Origin of the sequence: Bradyrhizobium sp. 521_C7_N1_3 (assembly GCF_052075975.1) — a bacterium.
GTDB lineage: Bacteria > Pseudomonadota > Alphaproteobacteria > Rhizobiales > Xanthobacteraceae > Bradyrhizobium > Bradyrhizobium japonicum.
In genome coordinates this window covers 8,731,305-8,748,679 of record NZ_CP197232.1, presented here as the reverse complement: position 1 = coordinate 8,748,679, position 17,375 = coordinate 8,731,305, and the positions used below count along the sequence as shown (strand labels likewise).

At 64.7% G+C, this 17,375-nt stretch carries 17 protein-coding genes and 1 tRNA gene; 9 read left to right on the top strand and 9 right to left on the bottom strand.

Features of this window, described 5'->3' with window-relative positions; genetic code table 11:
- Positions 1-10: 10 nt before the first annotated feature.
- The 4 genes from fliF to AB7008_RS41320 all read right to left on the bottom strand — a co-directional run bounded on the left by fliF (position 11) and on the right by AB7008_RS41320 (position 4,762).
- Positions 11-1,621 (bottom strand): flagellar basal-body MS-ring/collar protein FliF, encoded by a 1,611-nt coding sequence (gene fliF, locus AB7008_RS41335; RefSeq protein WP_028160969.1) that lies wholly within the window; start codon positions 1,619-1,621, stop codon positions 11-13.
- Positions 1,622-1,813: 192 nt separating this feature from the next.
- Positions 1,814-2,089: a CtrA inhibitor SciP gene (gene sciP, locus AB7008_RS41330; RefSeq protein ID WP_002714638.1), complete on the bottom strand. Its 276-nt coding sequence runs from the start codon at positions 2,087-2,089 to the stop codon at positions 1,814-1,816.
- Positions 2,090-2,460: 371 nt separating this feature from the next.
- On the bottom strand, positions 2,461-3,171 hold the full coding sequence (locus tag AB7008_RS41325; protein WP_028160968.1) for a flagellar hook assembly protein FlgD: 711 nt from the start codon (positions 3,169-3,171) through the stop codon (positions 2,461-2,463).
- A gap of 13 nt (positions 3,172-3,184) precedes the next feature.
- Positions 3,185-4,762, bottom strand: a complete 1,578-nt coding sequence (locus tag AB7008_RS41320; RefSeq protein WP_441260678.1) for a flagellar hook-length control protein FliK — start codon at positions 4,760-4,762, stop codon at positions 3,185-3,187.
- A gap of 356 nt (positions 4,763-5,118) precedes the next feature.
- Between AB7008_RS41320 and mnmA the strand changes: the two genes are divergently transcribed.
- The 5 genes from mnmA to AB7008_RS41295 all read left to right on the top strand — a co-directional run bounded on the left by mnmA (position 5,119) and on the right by AB7008_RS41295 (position 8,913).
- A complete protein-coding gene (mnmA, locus tag AB7008_RS41315) occupies positions 5,119-6,300 on the top strand; it encodes a tRNA 2-thiouridine(34) synthase MnmA (RefSeq protein ID WP_028160966.1) in 1,182 nt (393 codons plus the stop codon).
- A gap of 105 nt (positions 6,301-6,405) precedes the next feature.
- Positions 6,406-7,044 (top strand): class I SAM-dependent methyltransferase, encoded by a 639-nt coding sequence (locus AB7008_RS41310; protein WP_441260677.1) that lies wholly within the window; start codon positions 6,406-6,408, stop codon positions 7,042-7,044.
- A gap of 187 nt (positions 7,045-7,231) precedes the next feature.
- Positions 7,232-7,594 (top strand): hypothetical protein, encoded by a 363-nt coding sequence (locus tag AB7008_RS41305; protein ID WP_441260676.1) that lies wholly within the window; start codon positions 7,232-7,234, stop codon positions 7,592-7,594.
- Between the two features lie 275 nt (positions 7,595-7,869).
- Positions 7,870-7,946 (top strand) — tRNA-Met (locus AB7008_RS41300).
- Positions 7,947-8,103: 157 nt separating this feature from the next.
- Entirely contained in the window at positions 8,104-8,913 is an 810-nt protein-coding gene (locus AB7008_RS41295; RefSeq protein ID WP_441260675.1) for a metallophosphoesterase, read from the top strand.
- A 108-nt stretch (positions 8,914-9,021) separates the two neighbouring features.
- Here the strand turns inward: AB7008_RS41295 and AB7008_RS41290 are convergent, their stop codons facing one another.
- From AB7008_RS41290 to AB7008_RS41270, 5 genes are all read right to left on the bottom strand, one after another.
- Positions 9,022-9,270, bottom strand: coding sequence for a hypothetical protein (locus tag AB7008_RS41290; protein WP_441260674.1), 249 nt, complete (start codon positions 9,268-9,270; stop codon positions 9,022-9,024).
- 173 nt (positions 9,271-9,443) lie between these two features.
- The gene (locus tag AB7008_RS41285; RefSeq protein WP_441260673.1) at positions 9,444-9,611 is read right to left on the bottom strand and encodes a hypothetical protein; all 168 of its coding nucleotides are present in this window, start codon (positions 9,609-9,611) and stop codon (positions 9,444-9,446) included.
- A complete protein-coding gene (locus AB7008_RS41280) occupies positions 9,605-9,745 on the bottom strand; it encodes a hypothetical protein (protein ID WP_441260672.1) in 141 nt (46 codons plus the stop codon). Before AB7008_RS41280 ends, AB7008_RS41285 begins: the two co-directional genes overlap by 7 nt.
- Positions 9,745-10,068: a hypothetical protein gene (locus tag AB7008_RS41275; protein ID WP_441260671.1), complete on the bottom strand. Its 324-nt coding sequence runs from the start codon at positions 10,066-10,068 to the stop codon at positions 9,745-9,747. Before AB7008_RS41275 ends, AB7008_RS41280 begins: the two co-directional genes overlap by 1 nt.
- Before the next feature lies 1 nt (position 10,069).
- Positions 10,070-11,446: an AAA family ATPase gene (locus AB7008_RS41270; RefSeq protein WP_441260670.1), complete on the bottom strand. Its 1,377-nt coding sequence runs from the start codon at positions 11,444-11,446 to the stop codon at positions 10,070-10,072.
- 336 nt (positions 11,447-11,782) lie between these two features.
- Here AB7008_RS41270 and AB7008_RS41265 point away from each other — a divergent pair, with 336 nt between their 5' ends.
- The 4 genes from AB7008_RS41265 (at position 11,783) to AB7008_RS41250 (ending at position 16,741) form a co-directional block, all read left to right on the top strand.
- Positions 11,783-12,043 (top strand): hypothetical protein, encoded by a 261-nt coding sequence (locus tag AB7008_RS41265; RefSeq protein ID WP_441260669.1) that lies wholly within the window; start codon positions 11,783-11,785, stop codon positions 12,041-12,043.
- A 301-nt stretch (positions 12,044-12,344) separates the two neighbouring features.
- Positions 12,345-14,675: a hypothetical protein gene (locus tag AB7008_RS41260; RefSeq protein ID WP_441260668.1), complete on the top strand. Its 2,331-nt coding sequence runs from the start codon at positions 12,345-12,347 to the stop codon at positions 14,673-14,675.
- A gap of 227 nt (positions 14,676-14,902) precedes the next feature.
- A complete protein-coding gene (locus AB7008_RS41255; protein ID WP_441260667.1) occupies positions 14,903-15,373 on the top strand; it encodes a hypothetical protein in 471 nt (156 codons plus the stop codon).
- Positions 15,374-16,483: 1,110 nt separating this feature from the next.
- Positions 16,484-16,741, top strand: a complete 258-nt coding sequence (locus AB7008_RS41250) for a hypothetical protein (protein WP_313754256.1) — start codon at positions 16,484-16,486, stop codon at positions 16,739-16,741.
- Positions 16,742-17,375: the final 634 nt, after the last annotated feature.

Genomic DNA, 17,375 nt, shown 5'->3' with positions numbered 1-17,375 from the left:
CACTTCTCGATCATTTCGCGGGTTCGGTCAGCCATTGGCGGATGATGGCCACGGTTTCGTTGGGGTTGCGCTCGGCGAGCTCGCCGACGCGATGAACCGACTGGGCATGGACCTGGCCCTGGATGGTGGCGACGTCGATCGCGCTCGCGGCGCCGCCCGGCAGCAGCGCCTGCCCGGCAGGCGCGGCCTCCTCCGAAGCGGCGGGGCCGGTGAGGGCGCCGGAGATGGCGGCGGCGACCTCCTCGGAGGCAAGGATGCGCTTGACCAGCGGGCGGATCACCAGAAACAGCACGACCAGGCCGAGCAGCATCATCACACCGAGCTCGACGAAGTACATGACGTCGTCCTTGGTGAACTGCAGCATGCCGAGGAAGCCCGAGGGCTCGGCGATCGGGGCGGTGGAGGGGGCGTCGGCAAAGCGCAGGTTGACGACCTCGACCTGGTCGCCGCGCTTCTGGTCGAAGCCGATCGCCGAGCGCACCAGAGTGGCGATGCGGTCGAGCTGTTCCTTGGTGCGGTCCGTGTAGGCGAGTTCGCCCTTGTCGTTCTTGGAATAGATGCCGTCGACCAGCACCGCGACCGAGATGCGGTTGACCCGGCCGGCCTCGGTCACCTCGGTCTTGGTGGTGCGGGAGATCTCGTAATTGTTGGTCTCTTCGGTCTTCTTGCTCTGGTCCTTCGCCGTCGGACCGCTGTTCTGCTGGTTGCCGGGCAGCTCGTTGTTGACGGTGACCTGGCCATTGTTGTCGGCGGTGAGGCTGCTCTCTTCCCGGGTCTGGCTCGAGCGCAGCACGCGGCCCTCGGGATCGAACTTGTCCGAGGTCTGGGTGATCTTGTTGAAGTCGAAATCGGCGGAGAGCTGGACGCGGGCGCGGCCGGAGCCGACCACGGAGGAGACGATGTCCTCGACCTGCTTGCGCATCCGTTTCTCGAAGGCGGTACGGCGCTCGTCGCCGACCGCCTGCTCGGGATCGGTCGCGGCGCCGTCGGCGAGCAACTGGCCGGCCTCGTCGACGATCGAGACCCGCTGCGGCTTCAGCCCGTTGACGGCGGAGGCGACGAGATGGCGGATGGCGCGGATCTGCTGGGCTTCCAGCGAGCCGCGGACCCGCACCACGATCGAGGCCGACGGCTCCGGCGCCTCGCGCGAGAACAGCGGGCGCTCGGGCAGCACGAGATGGACGCGGGCGGCCTGGATGCGGTCGATGGCGCGGATGGTGCGGGCGAGCTCGCCTTCGAGCGCGCGGAGATGGTTGATGTTCTGGACGAAAGAGGTGGTGCCGAGCGCATCCGACTTGTCGAACACTTCGTAGCCGACGCCGCCGCCCTTGGGCAGGCCGCCCTCGGCGAGCTTCATCCGCAGGCGGGTGACCTTGTCTTTGGGCACCATGATGATGCTGCCTTCATTGCGCAGCTCGAACTGGATGCCCTGGCGCTCCAAATCCTTGATAATGCCGGAAGAATCCTCGACCGAGAGGTCGGTGAACAGCGTCGTCATCTGCGGCGTGGTCACGCGCATGATGACGAATGCGAAGAAGCCGATGAGCGCGGCGGTGACCGCGATCATCGCCCCGAACCGGGCGGCGCCGATACCCTTCAGAAAGTCCGCAAGACCTTGCAAGCAACCGCCCCGACAGCTTCGGCTGCTTTCACTGGAAAGGCCGACTGGGCAATTATTGCCTAGGTGATGGTTTCGATATGGTTAACGACGGTTAAGAGCTGGGACAAAAGTCGCGCCAAAAGGAAACATGAAAAAAATCGGCCTCGCGGGGCGAGGCCGATTTTCATCAAAAGCTGCAGATTTCCGGATCGCTTACTGGCGATATTGCTGGATGCGGGTGGTGCGAAGACCCGCCAGACCATGCTGGTCGATGGAAAACTGCCAGGAGAGGAATTCGTCGACCGTCAGGGTATAACGGCTGCAGGCCTCCTCGAGGGAGAGAAGTCCGCCACGCACAGCGGCGACGACTTCGGCCTTGCGGCGGATGACCCAGCGTTTGGTGCCGGGTGCGGGCAGATCTGCGATCGTCAGCGGACTGCCGTCCGGCCCGATGACGTATTTTACCCTCGGGCGATGGGGTTCTGTCATGGCGTACTCACAAACTCTCAACCACTGAACTCACGCCGTAACCCTACGCGTGCGGGCTTAAAAATCCGCTAAGCCTAAGGCTTCAATACAATTCTCGTTGAAAATGGCTGGAACACAGCCGGCCCGGAGGGCTGGACACCATGATCCGAGCCGGCCGAGCGGGGTCTTCGTAAATACTTTACTAACGAATGGGGCCGGCGAAGCCCCAATTGTCGTCCCCGGGCGCGCGTCGCGCGAGCCCGGGACCCATAACCCCAGGGAGCAGTTTGACGACGACTCGGGGCTACGGTCTCACGCGAAAACGACGTCCTGTGGTTATGGATCCCCGCCTTCGCGGGGATGACATCTCATGTGTGGCGCGGCGCGTGCCTTTAGTTGCTGCTGGTGGCGATGATGCTCTTCACCTGGCTCAGGGTATAGCTGGCGCCGTCGATGGTGAGCAGCGGCGGCGACTGGGTCAGGTCGACGGACGACACCACGCCCTGCACTTGCGCGGCGATGCCGACAGTGTTGTTCGCGACGTCCGTGCCGGTGGCCGAGATCGTGTACTTGCCGTCGGGCCATTGCGTGCCGTCATTGCCCATTCCGTTCCAGGTGAAGGGAATGTCGGTGCCGGCGGAGGCGGTATATTTGCCGGTGAACACGGTCTGGCCGCTGGCATTGGCGACGGTGATGTTGACGGTGGAGTCGGTCGGCACGTTGAGATGCCAGGTCGCCGACGAGTTCGTCATGGTCGCGGTCGAGCCGTCGACCAGCGCGGTCTTGCCGACGAAGCCCAGCGCCTGGGTCGCCTGCGTGGTCTGCTGCAGCGTGACGAGCTGGGACAGTGAATCGTTGGTCTTGAGCTGCTGCTCGACGCCGGCGAACTGCACCAGCTGCTGGGTGAACTGGTTGGTGTCGAGCGGATCGAGCGGGTTCTGGTTCTGCAGCTGCGTCGTCAGCAGCGTCAGGAAGGTCTGGAAGTTGCCGGCCAGCGTCGATCCCGTGCTCGAGCTCAGCGAGTTCGACGAGGAGGACGACGACGATGTCGGCGTCGTGCCGGAGACGACGGCGGGCGCGGTGGCGGCATTCGTGGTGGTCATGTTCGAATACTCCTCACACTCTGATGTCGACGCCGCTGCTCGATCCGAGCATGCGGCCGTAACCGCGCCCGACGGGCGCGGCAGCAACGGTGTCGTCCTCGCTGATGATCAGCCGGCGGGCATTGCCGCCATTGTCGTTGTTCTGGCCGGAATTCTGGCCCGATGAATTCTGGTCGCGCAGGCTGAAGGACAGCCCGTTGCTGCCGGTCTTGAGGCCGGCATCGTCGAGCGCGCGCTGCAATTGCGGCGCGTCCTGCCGCAGCATCTGCAGCGTCTCCGGCTTCTCGACGGTGAGATGCGAGGTGACCTGGCCGTTGCGGTCGACATTGATGCGGACGTCGATGCGGCCGAGGTCGATCGGATCGAGGCTGATGTCGAACCGCGTCTTGCCGGCGCGCGCGGCCGCGGCGATCTCGACCGGCACGCCGCTGATCGGCACGGCATTCGTGTTGGCCGCGGTCGCGGTCAGCGTTGCGGTGGAAGCTGTCGCGGCCGAGGTCGTATTGGTCACCGGCGCCTGGATTGCGGAAGCCGCCTGCGCGCTGGTGTCGGTCGTGGGCACGGCGGCCTGCGTGCCGGCATGCGCGTGCGTGTTCGCGGCAGTGGGCGTCGCGTCGGAGGCGCCGACTTTCGCATCGGCCTTCGCATCAGTCGCAGCGGAATCGGCCTGCGGCTTGGCGGCTTGCGCATGCGCGATCGTCGCCGCGGTTTGCGTGGCATTCGCCTTGCCCGCGTCCTGGCCGATATTGGAGACGTCGCTTTCGCGTTGCGCGGTCGCGACGGCCTTGAACGAAGGCTTCGGCGTGCCTTGGTCGACGGCGGCGACCAGGCCGCCATTGGTCTTGGCATCGGTCGCGGTGCCGTCGGTCGTGCCGGTGGCGGCGTCGCCCAGCGTAGTCGTGGTGTCGGCATCGACCTTGGCACCTGCGGTCTTGGCGCCCTTGTCGCTCGCCGTGGCGGTATCGGTCTTGCCGCCTGCGATCTGCGCCGCGGTGGAAGCGCTGGCGGCGATGCCGGCGGCCGCAATCGTCAGCGGCGAGGCGGTGGCATCGCCGGCCTGGCTCGCGGCCGCGTTCGGATCGACCGGCACCACGGGCGGGGCAACCACGATCGCGTTCGGATCGGGCATAGCGACCTGCGCCGCGTCGGGCTGCACGGCGGCATCGACGGTGGCGGCAGCGGTACCGTCGGTCTTGTCGCCCTTGGTATCGTCGGATTTATCCGCCGATTTGGCGTCGGAGGTCTCGGACTTGGCCTTAGTCGGCTTGGCCGGATCGGCCGTCGCGTCGCTCGCGGTGGGGGCCGATGTGTCGGTGTCGTCGTTCGCCTTGCTCTGCGAGGGCTGGTCGGTCGCGGCGGTATCGCGCGGGCCCTTGTCCGGGGCGGATGACGACGAGGACGACGACTCGGTCCGGCGCGGCGCGGTGTCCTGTGACGGCGTGTTGTTGCTGATCGCCTGGGTGTTGCTGTCGACCAGCGAGCCGAAGGAGTCGTTGGTGGACGTGTCTTTGGTGCTCTGCGACCGGGCAGGCTTTTGCGGCGTGCTCTGGACTTGCACGCTGGCTGCTACGTCTGACGCCCGACCGACCACGGAAAACCTCTTGGCAACATCTTCGGCATAGGGGGTAGCAAGGAGCGGGCCAGCTCGCTGTTGAGCTATTTTACCAAGCAAAATCAATTATTTGGTTGATTTTTGTCTTCGCCGCGAAGGGCGCAAAAGCCCCGCCATTTCTGCCTCCCCGGCAAGAATTGCCCTAAGCAACCGCCCGCGTGATTGCTTCACCGGAATGGCGCCTATATTAAAGAGCTGCTCTCAGCCGCTTTCGACCGGGCAGTCGTGCCTCCGGGGGAACCAAAGTTCCCCGGGAGCGTCGATGTCCCGCCGGAAGCCGAAATGTCCAAGTCATCGCGGATCGCGAACGCCGCCGTCACAACGCTTTAAGGCCCATGCTGAACAGTCTGGATCTCGAAGGCCGTCCTGAGGACACCAGGGTCGTCGTTGCCATGTCGGGCGGCGTCGATTCCTCGACGACGGCTGCGCTGCTCAAGGCCGAGGGCTATGACGTCGTCGGCATCACGCTGCAGCTCTACGACCATGGCGCGGCGACCCATCGCAAGGGCGCCTGCTGCGCCGGCCAGGACATCCACGACGCCCGCGACGTCGCGGCCAAGCTTGGCATTCCCCATTACGTGCTCGACTACGAGGATCGCTTTCGCGAGTCCGTCATCGACAATTTCGCCGACTCTTACGCGCTCGGCGAGACGCCGGTGCCGTGCATCGAGTGCAACCGCTCCGTCAAGTTCCGCGACCTCCTGAAGACCGCGCGCGAGCTCGGCGCGCAGGCGCTCGCCACCGGCCATTACGTCGCCTCGCGCCGCCGCGACGACGGCTCGCGCGCGCTGGTCTGCGCCGCCGACAGCGATCGCGACCAGAGCTACTTCCTGTTCGCGACCACGCAGGAGCAGCTCGACTTCCTGCGCTTCCCACTCGGCGACATGACCAAGCCCGAGACGCGCGAGCTCGCGCGCCGCTTTGGCCTCGCGGTCGCCGACAAGCACGACAGCCAGGACATCTGCTTCGTGCCGACCGGCCGCTACACCGACATCATCACCCGCCTGCGTCCGAACGCGATGGACCCCGGCGACATCGTCGATCTCGACGGCCGCGTGCTCGGCCGGCACAACGGCATCGCCAATTTCACCGTCGGCCAGCGCCGCGGCCTCGGCATCGCCGCTCACGCGCCGCTGTTCGTGGTGCGGCTGGATGCTCCGGGCCGCCGCGTCGTCGTCGGCCCGCGCGATGCGCTGAAGATGCACCGCATCGTGCTGCGCGACGTCAACTGGATCGGCGGCGGCGACATCGACCGCGCCATCGGCGCCGGCCTCGAGATGTTCGTGCGCGTGCGCTCGACCCGCAGCCCGCAGCCGGCCTGGCTGCGCGGCGGCAACGGCCATTACGAAGTCGAGCTCGTCGCCGGCGAGGAGGGCGTCTCGCCCGGCCAGGCCTGCGTGTTCTACGACGCGCCTTCGGGCCAGGCGCGCGTGCTCGGCGGCGGCTTCATCCAGAGCGCCGCCGCGAAAGTCGCAACGAGCACTGCGAGGCCGCTGGTGGAAGCGGTGCGCGGCTAGCGCATGATCCGGGAAAGTGTGAAGCGGTTTTCCCTCGCGACAAACGCGGAACGCGTTTGCGCGGAGATCATCCGCAAGATAAAAAGCTAAGCTGGGGCAGGGGGCATGGCAGCAGACATCTCGCGGGCCGGGGTCGAGAAGGCCTATGGTCGCTGGGCGCCGGTCTACGATCTCGTGTTCGGCAAGGTCTTCGACGCCGGACGGCAGTCGACCATCGCGGAGGCCGACCGCATCGGCGGCCGCATCCTCGACGTCGGCGTCGGCACCGGGCTTTCGCTCTCCGATTATTCGCGCACCACGAAGATCTGCGGCGTCGACATCTCCGAGCCGATGCTGCGCAAGGCGCAGGCGCGCGTGCGGAGCCTGCGGCTCAGCAATGTCGAAGTGCTCTCGGTGATGGATGCGAAGAACCTCGCCTTCCCCGAAAACTTCTTCGACGCGGTGGTGGCGCAATATGTCATCACCGCCGTGCCCGATCCTGAAGGCACGCTCGACGAGTTCGTGCGCGTGCTCAAGCCCGGCGGCGAGCTGATCCTCGTCAACCACATCGGCGCCGAGAGCGGCCCGCGAAAGCTGTTCGAGCTGGCCTTCGCCCCCGTCGCTCGCCGCCTCGGCTGGCGCCCGGAATTCCCGTGGGACCGCCTCGTCAACTGGGCCGCCAAACACGGCGGCATCACGCTCGCCGAGCGCCGCCCGATGCCGCCGATGGGACACTTTTCGCTGATCCGCTACGTCAAAGCGTGACTGCGATCGGCCGGGCTCGCGCCGCGAGTCGGCGCCTCTCGCCGCGAATCGAGACCTCACCCTGAGGAGCCCACGCCAGCGGGCGTCTCGAAGGATGCGCTGCGACGAAACCGCCAGCCAATTTCCATCGCTTCAATTCGCCGTGCGTCGGCCGGAACCTCCGCATGGCCGGAGACGTTTCCCTCCCATGCGCACGACATCAAACATCATCCTGGCAAGCCTCCTGATCGCCGCCTCAGGCAGCGCGATCGCGCAGGCCCCGCCCGCCCCGGCAACGCCGCCGCAAGCGACCGCGCCGTCATCGGCTCAGCACGCGGCCAACTGCATGCCGCAGGACCGCCCGAACCGCGCCACCGCGCTCGACGGCATCACCACCGGCCAGTCCCGGGAACCGCTCGGCGACAAACTGGCCAAATCCGACGGCGTGCTCTGCCCGCCCTCCGGCGTCGACCCCGACATGCACGCCCCGGCCCCCTCGACGGACGGCGCCATGCCGGTCATCCCACCCCCCGGCAGCCCCGGCGGCGACCCGACGGTGCGGCCGAAATAGGTGGTCTCTTCCTTCGCCTCTCCCCGCCCTCGTCCCGCCGAAGCCTTGGCGAAGGCGGATGCGGGGAGAGGCCGGAGCGCATCGAAGATGCGATCCGGGTGAGGGGGACTATCCACGAGTCCAGTGCCGAAAAATTGCAGATTCTGGTGCCAAATTCGGCACAAACGGCCTTGTCTCGCCAAAGCTTTCGCAAACGCGGATTGACAGCCCGCCGCCCCCTTCCTTATATGCCGCGCGTTCGCGAGATCGGCCTTATTCGGCCCTCGCGACCCTGTGGCGGGGTAGCTCAGCTGGTTAGAGCACGGGAATCATAATCCTGGGGTCGGGGGTTCGAGTCCCTCCCCCGCTACCAGACATTTCCAGAGAATTTTCAAGGTGTTGTGCGGTGTTCTCTAGGCCTTTTTGCTGGGCCCCAAGCATTGAAAATAGGCGCTGTACCCGCTTTTGTACCCAGGATTCGAATCCTTGGCGCGTTGCCTCTTGCCGTAGGGGGCGCGATCGTCCGGTCCATGAAGATCTTCATCGCTTCTGATCTCCACGGAGAGATGGGCTCGCACGGCTACAACGTCCCGGAAGGACTCGACTTCGACGTCGCGGTCTTCGCCGGCGACGTCCACCACGCCTATCGGGCGGTGAACTGGCTCACCAACCAGCGCGCGCTGTGGGGCAAGGAGGTGCTGTTCGTCGCCGGCAACCATGAATACTACGGAAGCGTGCTCGAGGATGCCGCGGCGCTGATTAGGGACAAGACGCGCGGAACGAACGTGACCTTCTTGGACGCCGACGCGGTGCCGGTGATTGGCGGCGTCCGCTTCCTTGGCTGCACGATGTGGACGGATTATCGGTTCGACGCCGACAGCCAGGCAGATGGCCTGCACGCAGGCCAGTTCATCAACGACCATAAGTTCATCAAGACCACGCCCGGCGCGGAGTTTCCGGCGCCGTTCACTCCGAAGGAGGCCTACAAGCGCCACCTCGCCGAACGCCGCTGGCTGACGGATCGGCTCGCAGAGGAGCATGACGGCCCGACCGTTTGCATCACGCATCACGGGGTACATCCAGGGTCGGTGCATCAACGCTACGCCGACGACGGAGCGATCAACGCCAGCTTCATCAGTGATCTGTCCGATATCATCGAGGAGCATCAGCCCGAGCTCTGGGTCCATGGTCATGTCCACAACAGGCACGACTATGTCGTCCCGGGGACACCGACCAGAGTGGTCTGCAACCCGCTTGGGTACTCCCATGAAGACTCTGGTTTCATCACCGACCTCGTCGTCGAGCTGCCAGACTGGACCCCGCGCCCGCGCTTCCGTTAGTCCTCGCATCCGGAGTTCGTTTTTTTCTGCGCGAGTTCAGCTTTTTCTGCCGGCGGTGAGTCCTTGTGATTTCGACATGAAGGGCCGCCGGTCTCGAGCATGCGAAAATCACGTGCGCTTCGGCAGCCGGCGCCCCCGCAGGAATCCCTGCGAAGCCTTGGCGTAGACGTCGGCCAACTCCCGCTCGAGCATGCCGTTCGCGACGATGAGCGTCGCGCACCGCGTCGACCGGATCGCCGCCGCACGCCTCGATGGCCTGGTGGACGGCGTCCTCCAGCTCGGCGGCTTCATCGACGACGGGTTGCTGCTCGACTGGCGCGGCCATGGCGAAGGATTCCTGATTGATGGAGAAACCATCTTGTTCTCTATTTGTCGTTGGAGAGGCCGGCCTGCCGCCTGGCCGAGGCGCAGCGGCGTCGCGCTTCCGTCGACGACGATGAGGCATGGTGGGCGGCGGTGCTGCGGAAGCGGATCAGCGCGAGCCGGCGGCAACCATGCAGTGAATGGGAAGCTAAGCTTTTTTAGGTATCCTACGGGCCCCGCCACTGGGCCTCGGTGAGGACGGCGACGCGCGCTCTGCCAAGCGCTTCCGACACCGATCGCTCGATCTGCGCCAACGTGTTCCGCATCATTTCCCTTCGCGCGACCACGATAACCAATTGACCATTCACGACTTCTGAGTGAACAATTTTCACCATGGCTTCCTCGCCGGCGACGACGATCGCGACCTGCCGGAGTCATCCAGGCGCCGTCGCCACGGAAGCTCCGACAGCTCGCCGACGACGACGGCGAGCACCGCCAGGACGGCGAACGAGATCAGCGCGGCGGGCATCAGACGTCAACTCCGTCCAACGGGATCTCCTCCCCGGCCTGCTCGCCGAGCATGTAGAGGCGGTGCATGCTCCTCGCGAAGCGTCCCTTGCGATCGAGCCAATGGACGGCCGCCGTGCAGATGTCCTCGCCATCGTCGTAGTCCGGATGCTTCCGCGCCTGGCCCCTGACGACGAGCTTGAACTCCTTGCCGAGCCTCCTGACCTCGGTCCGCCACTGCTCGATGACCGGCGCGCGGAGCTGCTCGAACGCCGACGGTTCCTCTCCCAAGGCGTAGGATTCGAGATCGCGCGCCAGGTCTTCCTTCCATCCTGTGTTTGACATCTCAGTGCCTCATCTGGCAGGCGTCGCGGGCTTCCAAGGTCGCCAGGACGATCTTCTGCAGCGCGCGCATGGAGAAATTTCGCTCGGCCCAGGCCTTGCCCATGACCCGCAGCTCGTCGGGGGCGAACGGCGCCACCGCGCCCGCCCATTCGTCGCCTTCGAGCAGCATGGCGTCGACGATCGAAGCCGCCAGCAGCGGCAGGTCGACGAGCGTCGGCGCCGGCACGCGAAGGATTCGGAAGCGGTCGCGGATGTGCTCCGGCAGGCCGCTGACGTCGTTGGCGGTGGCCAAGTACGACACCATCGATAGATCGAAGACGCAGTCGGTCGACTGATCTCGCATGAACTTGGAGGTCTCCATGTCGAGGTACCCAGTGATCGAGTTGACCAGCCCGCCATTGTGGTTGGATGTGGCTTTGTCGATCTCGTCGACGAACACCAGGGGATTGGCGGTCCGGCTGGCGAGCACGGCGCGCGCCGGAACGGATGCTTCGGTATTTGACCAGCCTTTCGACGTCCCCGCAAACTGGCCGTCGCTGCTGGATGCGCCGTCGTAGCGATGAACGTGCTGGATACCGATAGCGCTCGCGAACTTGCGCACCATGCGGCTCTTCCCGCAGCCGGGACTGCCGAGCAAAATGGTCGGTTTCATTTTCACGGGCTCGCCTTCGCGCAAGTCCTTGAACAGCACGGACAGCGCGGCCGACGCGTGCGGAAACTCATGCCCGAGACGCTTCCGCGCCTCGTCCAGATTGCGAGCGCAGACCAGCGGCAGCGCCTTGTCGAGGATCTCGGCGAACGGGCGGTTATGCGAGTTCAGTTTCGTAGCCCGCGCCGCCGGCATCACGGTCAACGTCGGCCCTGGGTACGACGTCCTGAACCACTTAGCCACGACTGGCTCGAACGCATGCGCCGGCTCCAGCTCGGACTCCTTCTCGATCTCGCCGCGGAGCACCGCTGCGGTGAGCGCAAACATCGAGTGCTTCACTTTCGTATAGTCGCCGGCGCCTGCGGCCCACCAGGTACGGAGCCGCTCGCGCACATCGACGTCCAGATCGGCATCGAGGTCGGCGGCATCGAGCGCATGCTGGACCTGCGGCAGCACGGCACGGAAGCTAGGCGGATAGCTGGGGCGGCACGCCAGCATGCTCCACGCCAGCGCCAGCGCGCCGGAATCATGGGTGCCGAGCGCATAGAGGGCGTCGACGGTCTCGCGGATCTCGTCCTGGACGGCCTGGCAGTCGCCGCAGACGTCGAGCAGCCGCTGGGCGCGCGCCTCGCCGAGCGTCTTTTCGGAGACGTGGTGCAAATATCCGAACGCATCGTCCCAGCGGGCTGACATCAGGGCGACGAGGGCGGGGTGATCTGGCTTCGTCATCGGTCGTCCTCCTCGGTCGGCGGCGGCGCCGTCTCGGCGCGGTCCTCGGCGATACGCTCGAGCAACCAAGCTCGGAAACGGGGCTCGGACGGCCTCGACGAATCCTTTCGAGACGTGTTATCCATCGGATGCCGAGTTGCCATCATTGGTGCCACTTGTCGAACAAGATGCGCCAGAAATCAAGAGCTTATGGTCGCCATGGTTAAGGATTCGAAAAGGACGCGCGCGAAACCGGGGCCCAAGGTCGCCGAGGCGGACGTCAAGCATGAGAGGTTGACCCTGAGGGTGCATTCGGACCTGATCCACATCCTTCAGAAGAGGGCCGACGAGCGGAACATGTCCAGGTCGGCCTACGTCGAAGAGCTGCTAGTTGCCTGGGTGCAATCCGACCCACGCAACCCGAAGATCGATTCCAAGGGGAAACGTGTGGAAAATGCCCCGCATCCGTTCGAGCTGATGAACCAGAACTCGATGCTCTTCGGCGCAAAATGGGCCAAATTCAACCAGATCTACGCGCTTCTCTTCGACCAGTCGGCGCCGGCGCGGTGGGTCGCCGAGCCGCAAGATCACTGGTTCGGAGAGGACGACGACTCCTGATCAATTCGAGTCCTTGATCTTCAAAGATTCGAATTCTCCGCCGAAATACCTCAACGATATCAGAGTGCGTCGCCTCGATTACTTGCCATCATATCGACCTCTGACGAGGCCATCGTGATTACGACTCTAGAAACGAGGACATTACGACTCTAGAATCGTCGCCGGCGCCGGAGGGTGCCGGAACCCGGTCCCGGTGCCGACATGTCCACACTCGTCTGACGAGTTAGCTTCCCGCCGCAAGGATTCGCTTGCATGTTACGGGCGTCAGCTGGATGCTGTCTGCTGGATCGACCAGGACCGCATGCGCACAGCACCGACCATTTCCGAAGCCTTGACGCACGCCCCGGCGCCCGCCGGCGGCATGTCTGCGTTCGAGCGCATTCAGGCCATGCCGGACGCGAAGGAAGACAAAGGGCGCCACGCATACGATGGCGGCGACTACGTGCTCGCGCGCGACTGGCGCGTCGGCGAAGCTCGTCCAGAGTTTAAGCCACGAGCATTTGAGAAGCCCAAGGATCCGTTCGTCCACGTGCCGACGATCATTCGGATGCGCGGAGCGGTGCCGCAGCGCATCCGGGGACCGGTGGCCACGACCACCAGGATTACCGCGGAGACCCAGATCGGCTGGCGGAAGTGGACCGAGGACCTGCAGGCCCATGGCGTCGCTCAGGCCGAGGAGTCGAAGGCGCGCGCCAAGGCCGACCGCGACGTGATCGACGACCACCGCCGGAAGAAGGCGGGAAAGCTCGACGCCATGTACCAGCGGGACTGCGAGCGCCGGCACAAGGCGGGAAAGCCGGTCCCGTCGTTGGAGGCGTGGAAGAACGAGCGCTTCGAGACGAAGTACCAGCGCGAATGCAAGAAGTTGATCGCGGCCGGCTTTCAGCCGCGGACGCGCGAGCAGTTCGCCGAACCACCTCCAAATTGGGAGATGTTCGCTCCGTCCGAACTGGTCGCCGCAGTCGCGTCGACGAACCGGCGCGGATACAATAGCCGTCGCCGGGAGCGCTATGATTCCAAGTTCGTCCAGGATTTCGCCGGCAGAAAGACCGCGCGCTTCATCGAGGAGCTCGTCGACGAACACGGCAATCCGACCGTTGCGTTTCGCTCCGCGGTCTGCATCTCGCTCGCGCTGTTCAACTCCGCGCTGCCGAAGGATCTGATTTTCGGCGAAGACAAGGGCAAGGTCGAGAGCTCGATCGGAGGTCACCTCTCGCGGATGCAGATCTGCGACAAGGCCTACGTCGAGCTGGCGCGCAACCGTCGCTGCCACTTCGTGGTCGACCTGGACGGCTGGTGGAGGTCCGTGAAGTCGCTTTGGAAGGCGATCCGCAGGCTCTTGCCGCCCGAGTTCATGCCGAACCTGATCGTCTACCGCGCCCGGGAGTCGGACGGGCAGGGCGTTGAGAATCCGCACCTGATCTGGATGCTGCCTCCGGGCTCCCGCGTCATCCCGACGAAGGGCGCCAAAAACATCAAGAGCCAGTTGCAGCTCCACGCGATGATCCAGCGCGGCATCGTCCACCACCTCATCGAACTCGGCGCCGACCCGGGCCACCACAACAGCAACAAGGTCAAAAACGCGCTCGCCCCCGGCTGGTCGGTCGCCTGCAACGACGATTCCTTCTGCACGATGTCGGAATGGAAGGCCTTCTTGCCGACGATCACGCCGGACGAACGTGCCATGACGCGGCGCGCCAAGCAGCTTAAGATCGAACGCGAGAACAACGTCGAGGCTGAACTCTCGAACGCGCTCTGGCGTGACGGCATCGCAGCCCGCAGGCTCGTCATCAAGTCGGCACAGCGCCGCCGGGATCCTGACTTCATCGCGGCGTGCCGTTCTCATGGTGCGTTCGTCGACTGGCTGTACCACCCCGTCGACGGCGCGGTGACCAGGCGGTTGATCGAGCTGCACGGCGACGGCCCCGTCGTTCGGCAGGTTGTGGCTGCTCAGCGCGGATTCGTGATCGATCTCGGCGCGACCCCGTCCGCGACCGGTCAGTTCTGCGACCGTGGGCGGGACAGTTACCGGAACCAATATCTCGAGAAAGGATACCGCCCCGAGACGGCCGAGGAGCGCGGACACGTCGAAACGGAGCGCAAGCGGCAAGCCGGTAAGGTCTCCCGCGCCAACGAGAAGTCGATCAACTGCGGCCTGATCGCCGAGGAGATCCAGCGCCGGCTGTCGCTCGGTCTCATGATCGAGGAGATCGGCGACGCCAAGGCGGAGATCGTGAAGGCCCTCGTCGCGTCCGGAAACGTCACTAGACCAACGGCTTACCGGCTGTTCGACGAGGTCGCTGCGGTTGTCTCAGAAGCTTCAAGATATCAAGCAGGATGTTTTCCGGACCCAGTCGAAACTCCTCCTTCCCAGGCTGTCGGTGAGCAAACCTGTCCTCCGTTCACCGACTCCGGCTCCATGGCGGCCAATCCTTCGGTCCGCCGCCGACCGGTCGGCCCCGTCGACCCAGCCAGGCTGGCAGGTCAACACGCCCTGCGGATCATGGAAACATGGCGACATGCGGTGGAGTCGTGGCGCAAAGCCTCTCGTAGGCGGCGTGACCAAGACGACGAGCCGACCATGCCGTCGGCGACCGTCGGCTCCGCACTCTGGTCTAAGTGTCGGCATTGAGCCCGGCGTCCGGTCGACCGCAGCGTAGCCTCCGGCCTCCGGCTCAACGCTTCAACCCATCATCCAGATCGTCGAAGCCCTCCGGGCCTCGGGTGCAGAGCCTACGGCGCTTCGACGGCGAAGCCTTCGGCCACATGCCTCTCTTCCGAAGCGTTGACCCTTGCTGCGCCGCGCCGGATAACCCGAAGCGAAGCGACCGGTCAGCCGGTCGGGACGAGGAGGCAACGATGGCAACGATCAGACGCAAGCTGACTCCGGAGGACGTGGACAAGATCGCTCGGTTGAACGAGGCCTGCGGCACGTATTTCCAGCGTGACCCAGACAGGGCCGACGCCGTCTTCGCGAAGCCGCGCAGGCGCCAACCGATCGAGGTCAGCCGGGCCAAGTCTCGTCTCAGGACAGCAAGGTGGCGGAGCGAGATGGACCGGCGCCGGGCTCCGACCGTCAGCGAGGTCGGCATGGCGCTCGCCGTCGCGCTGGCGACCACGTCGTGGAGCGATACGTTGACCAGCCTGGACTACGACCTGATCCGAAGGGCGCTCAGCGATCTGGAAGCGCGTGGATTCGATCCGAAGGAGGTGCGGAAGACGATGCGCCGGCTGCGGACTCGGATGGTCGACCCCGGGGACCGCCAAGGCGAAGCGGACGAGTCCTGCGGGCCGCCAAGCTTGGAAGACGAGCGCAAGCTGCCGTTCTAAGCGCCGGAGGCACGTCGACGAAATTCTAGGATTGACCCGTGTAGGTCTCGCGGCGATCGTCCGTCTCGCGAAGTTTCCAGGCAGCGCAGGTCGACCCCGCGCTGTTTGGTTGACAAACTGGGCTCGGCGCGATGGCTTCGGAGCCCAATTTTTTTCGTCGACGCGTCCGAAGGTTGTTGTCCTTTTTCAAGTCGGAGACGATCGTACGTTTCACTCGGCCGGTCGATCCAACCAAGCTGACATCCTGAAGCGCTCGCGTCCTTCACCCCCAGGAAGACCCCCGCGAGCGCTTCTTGCTTTTTCGCACATGATCGACCGGATCGCTTGCTGACGCTGTCACCGGTGACAATGCGCGCATGGACAGCACGCGCAAGCGCACAGCAAGGACAGGACAGCGGCGTACGGGCGCGCCTCGCGGAGTTGCGGAAGCCTCCGGCGTACGTCGTCGCCAATGCATGCCCCGCAATCGAGGCCAGGGCAAGTTCAGCCAGGAAGGCTCACGTGCTCGACCGATTCACGTAGCCGGGCAACCTGAGCCGGAGAACTCGCATGAAGCTCAAGTAACGCGCGTCCATTACGGCGGTCGATGCCAACGTCTACGGACGCCTGGGCGCCGTCTCGATGTCGCCGGCGAGCGCCGACAAGCGCTTCCGGGCGCAGCTAAGCGCGAGGTCAAGTCCGAACCAATCGGGTCCGGCGACCGGCGGACAAGCCACCTGCTGCATTGGGAGCAGTGACAATGCCGACGCTGTTCCGCGCGGTTACGGTATTGGCTTGTATGGATCACGTTCCCGACGGTGAGCCGAGGGTGGATGCCGTCGAGTCCGAGCTCGGCCATCGCTGATAGTTGTGGAAAAGCTGGACAGCGCCAAGTCCGCGCTTTGGCGCCTCAGAGACGAATTTAACCATGCTGATGACGCCTCCGCCAAGTCGGTTCTCCTTGCGCTCAGGATCGTGCTTTGCGCCGACGAGAAAGTCCATCCTGAGTCGTTTTCCAGCCCGGGATCATGATGGCCTTCATCGTCTCTGCGAAGGCTCTCGACGGGCCCGCCGCAGTCGCGGCATGTTGAGCCATAGCTTCGACGTCGAAGCGGCAGAGGAGTATCAGTAATGTCTCAATCGCAGTCTGACGGTGTCCAGCTCGATTTGTTTGCGCCCTACTTGATCATCGAGAAGGGTTCTCGCCGTGTCATCGTTCGCACGATGGAAGATGGCCATGGGATTAAGACCCGCGTGAACCGGCTCTGCGAGCATTTCGGAGGCCGTTACATCGCCCAGGAGGAGGGCTACGTCATGACCAAGGCCGGCGTGGCCAACATGGAGGCGGCTTACGCGAAGGGCCGCGAATGCTTCTTCTGGATGCTGTAGTTCGTCCAGAGGGCCCGCACAGGCGAATGCGGACGAAGCGCGCAACTGTCGATTTTGCGCAGCGTAGCACGTAAGCCATCATTGACTCACGGCACGATTGCTCGGCGCCGTGAATCCGGGAGTGCAGGCAGGCAAGGGTTAACGTCAGCTAAACGGCCAGGGACAGGGCTGGTCTTTGTGCTAAACCGGCGATCCATACTTTAACCAAAGCCAAAAGCCTGTGTTGATTTTCCGACGCGCCCATTCATTTTAGCTACTCCGCGCATAGGCGCGGGTAAGCCGACGTGGAAGGCCGGGAGCAGCCCTGCCATCAACGAGCTCCGCTGGCAGTGACTGCGGAAAGACTGCCCAGATCCCCGGCCTTGTGCTGGGGATTTGATTTTCACGGGTGCAGGTCGTACCCTTCTGCCGTTGCCCGGCTGGAGGGCCCTTGGGCGGATCCGTTCTCCGGAAGCAAAGAACGTCTTCAAGAACGTGTTCGCAGAGCGCGCGCTGGGAGGCTGAGGCCGCAGACCGGCGGGTCGCTACAAGCAGCTCTCTCGGTCAGCTCGATGGGCGCATCTCCGGCGAAATTTAAGTACGGGCCGAGCTCTCCTCAAGCAAGCGCTGCAGATCTCTCTGCGTAGGAGGCGCC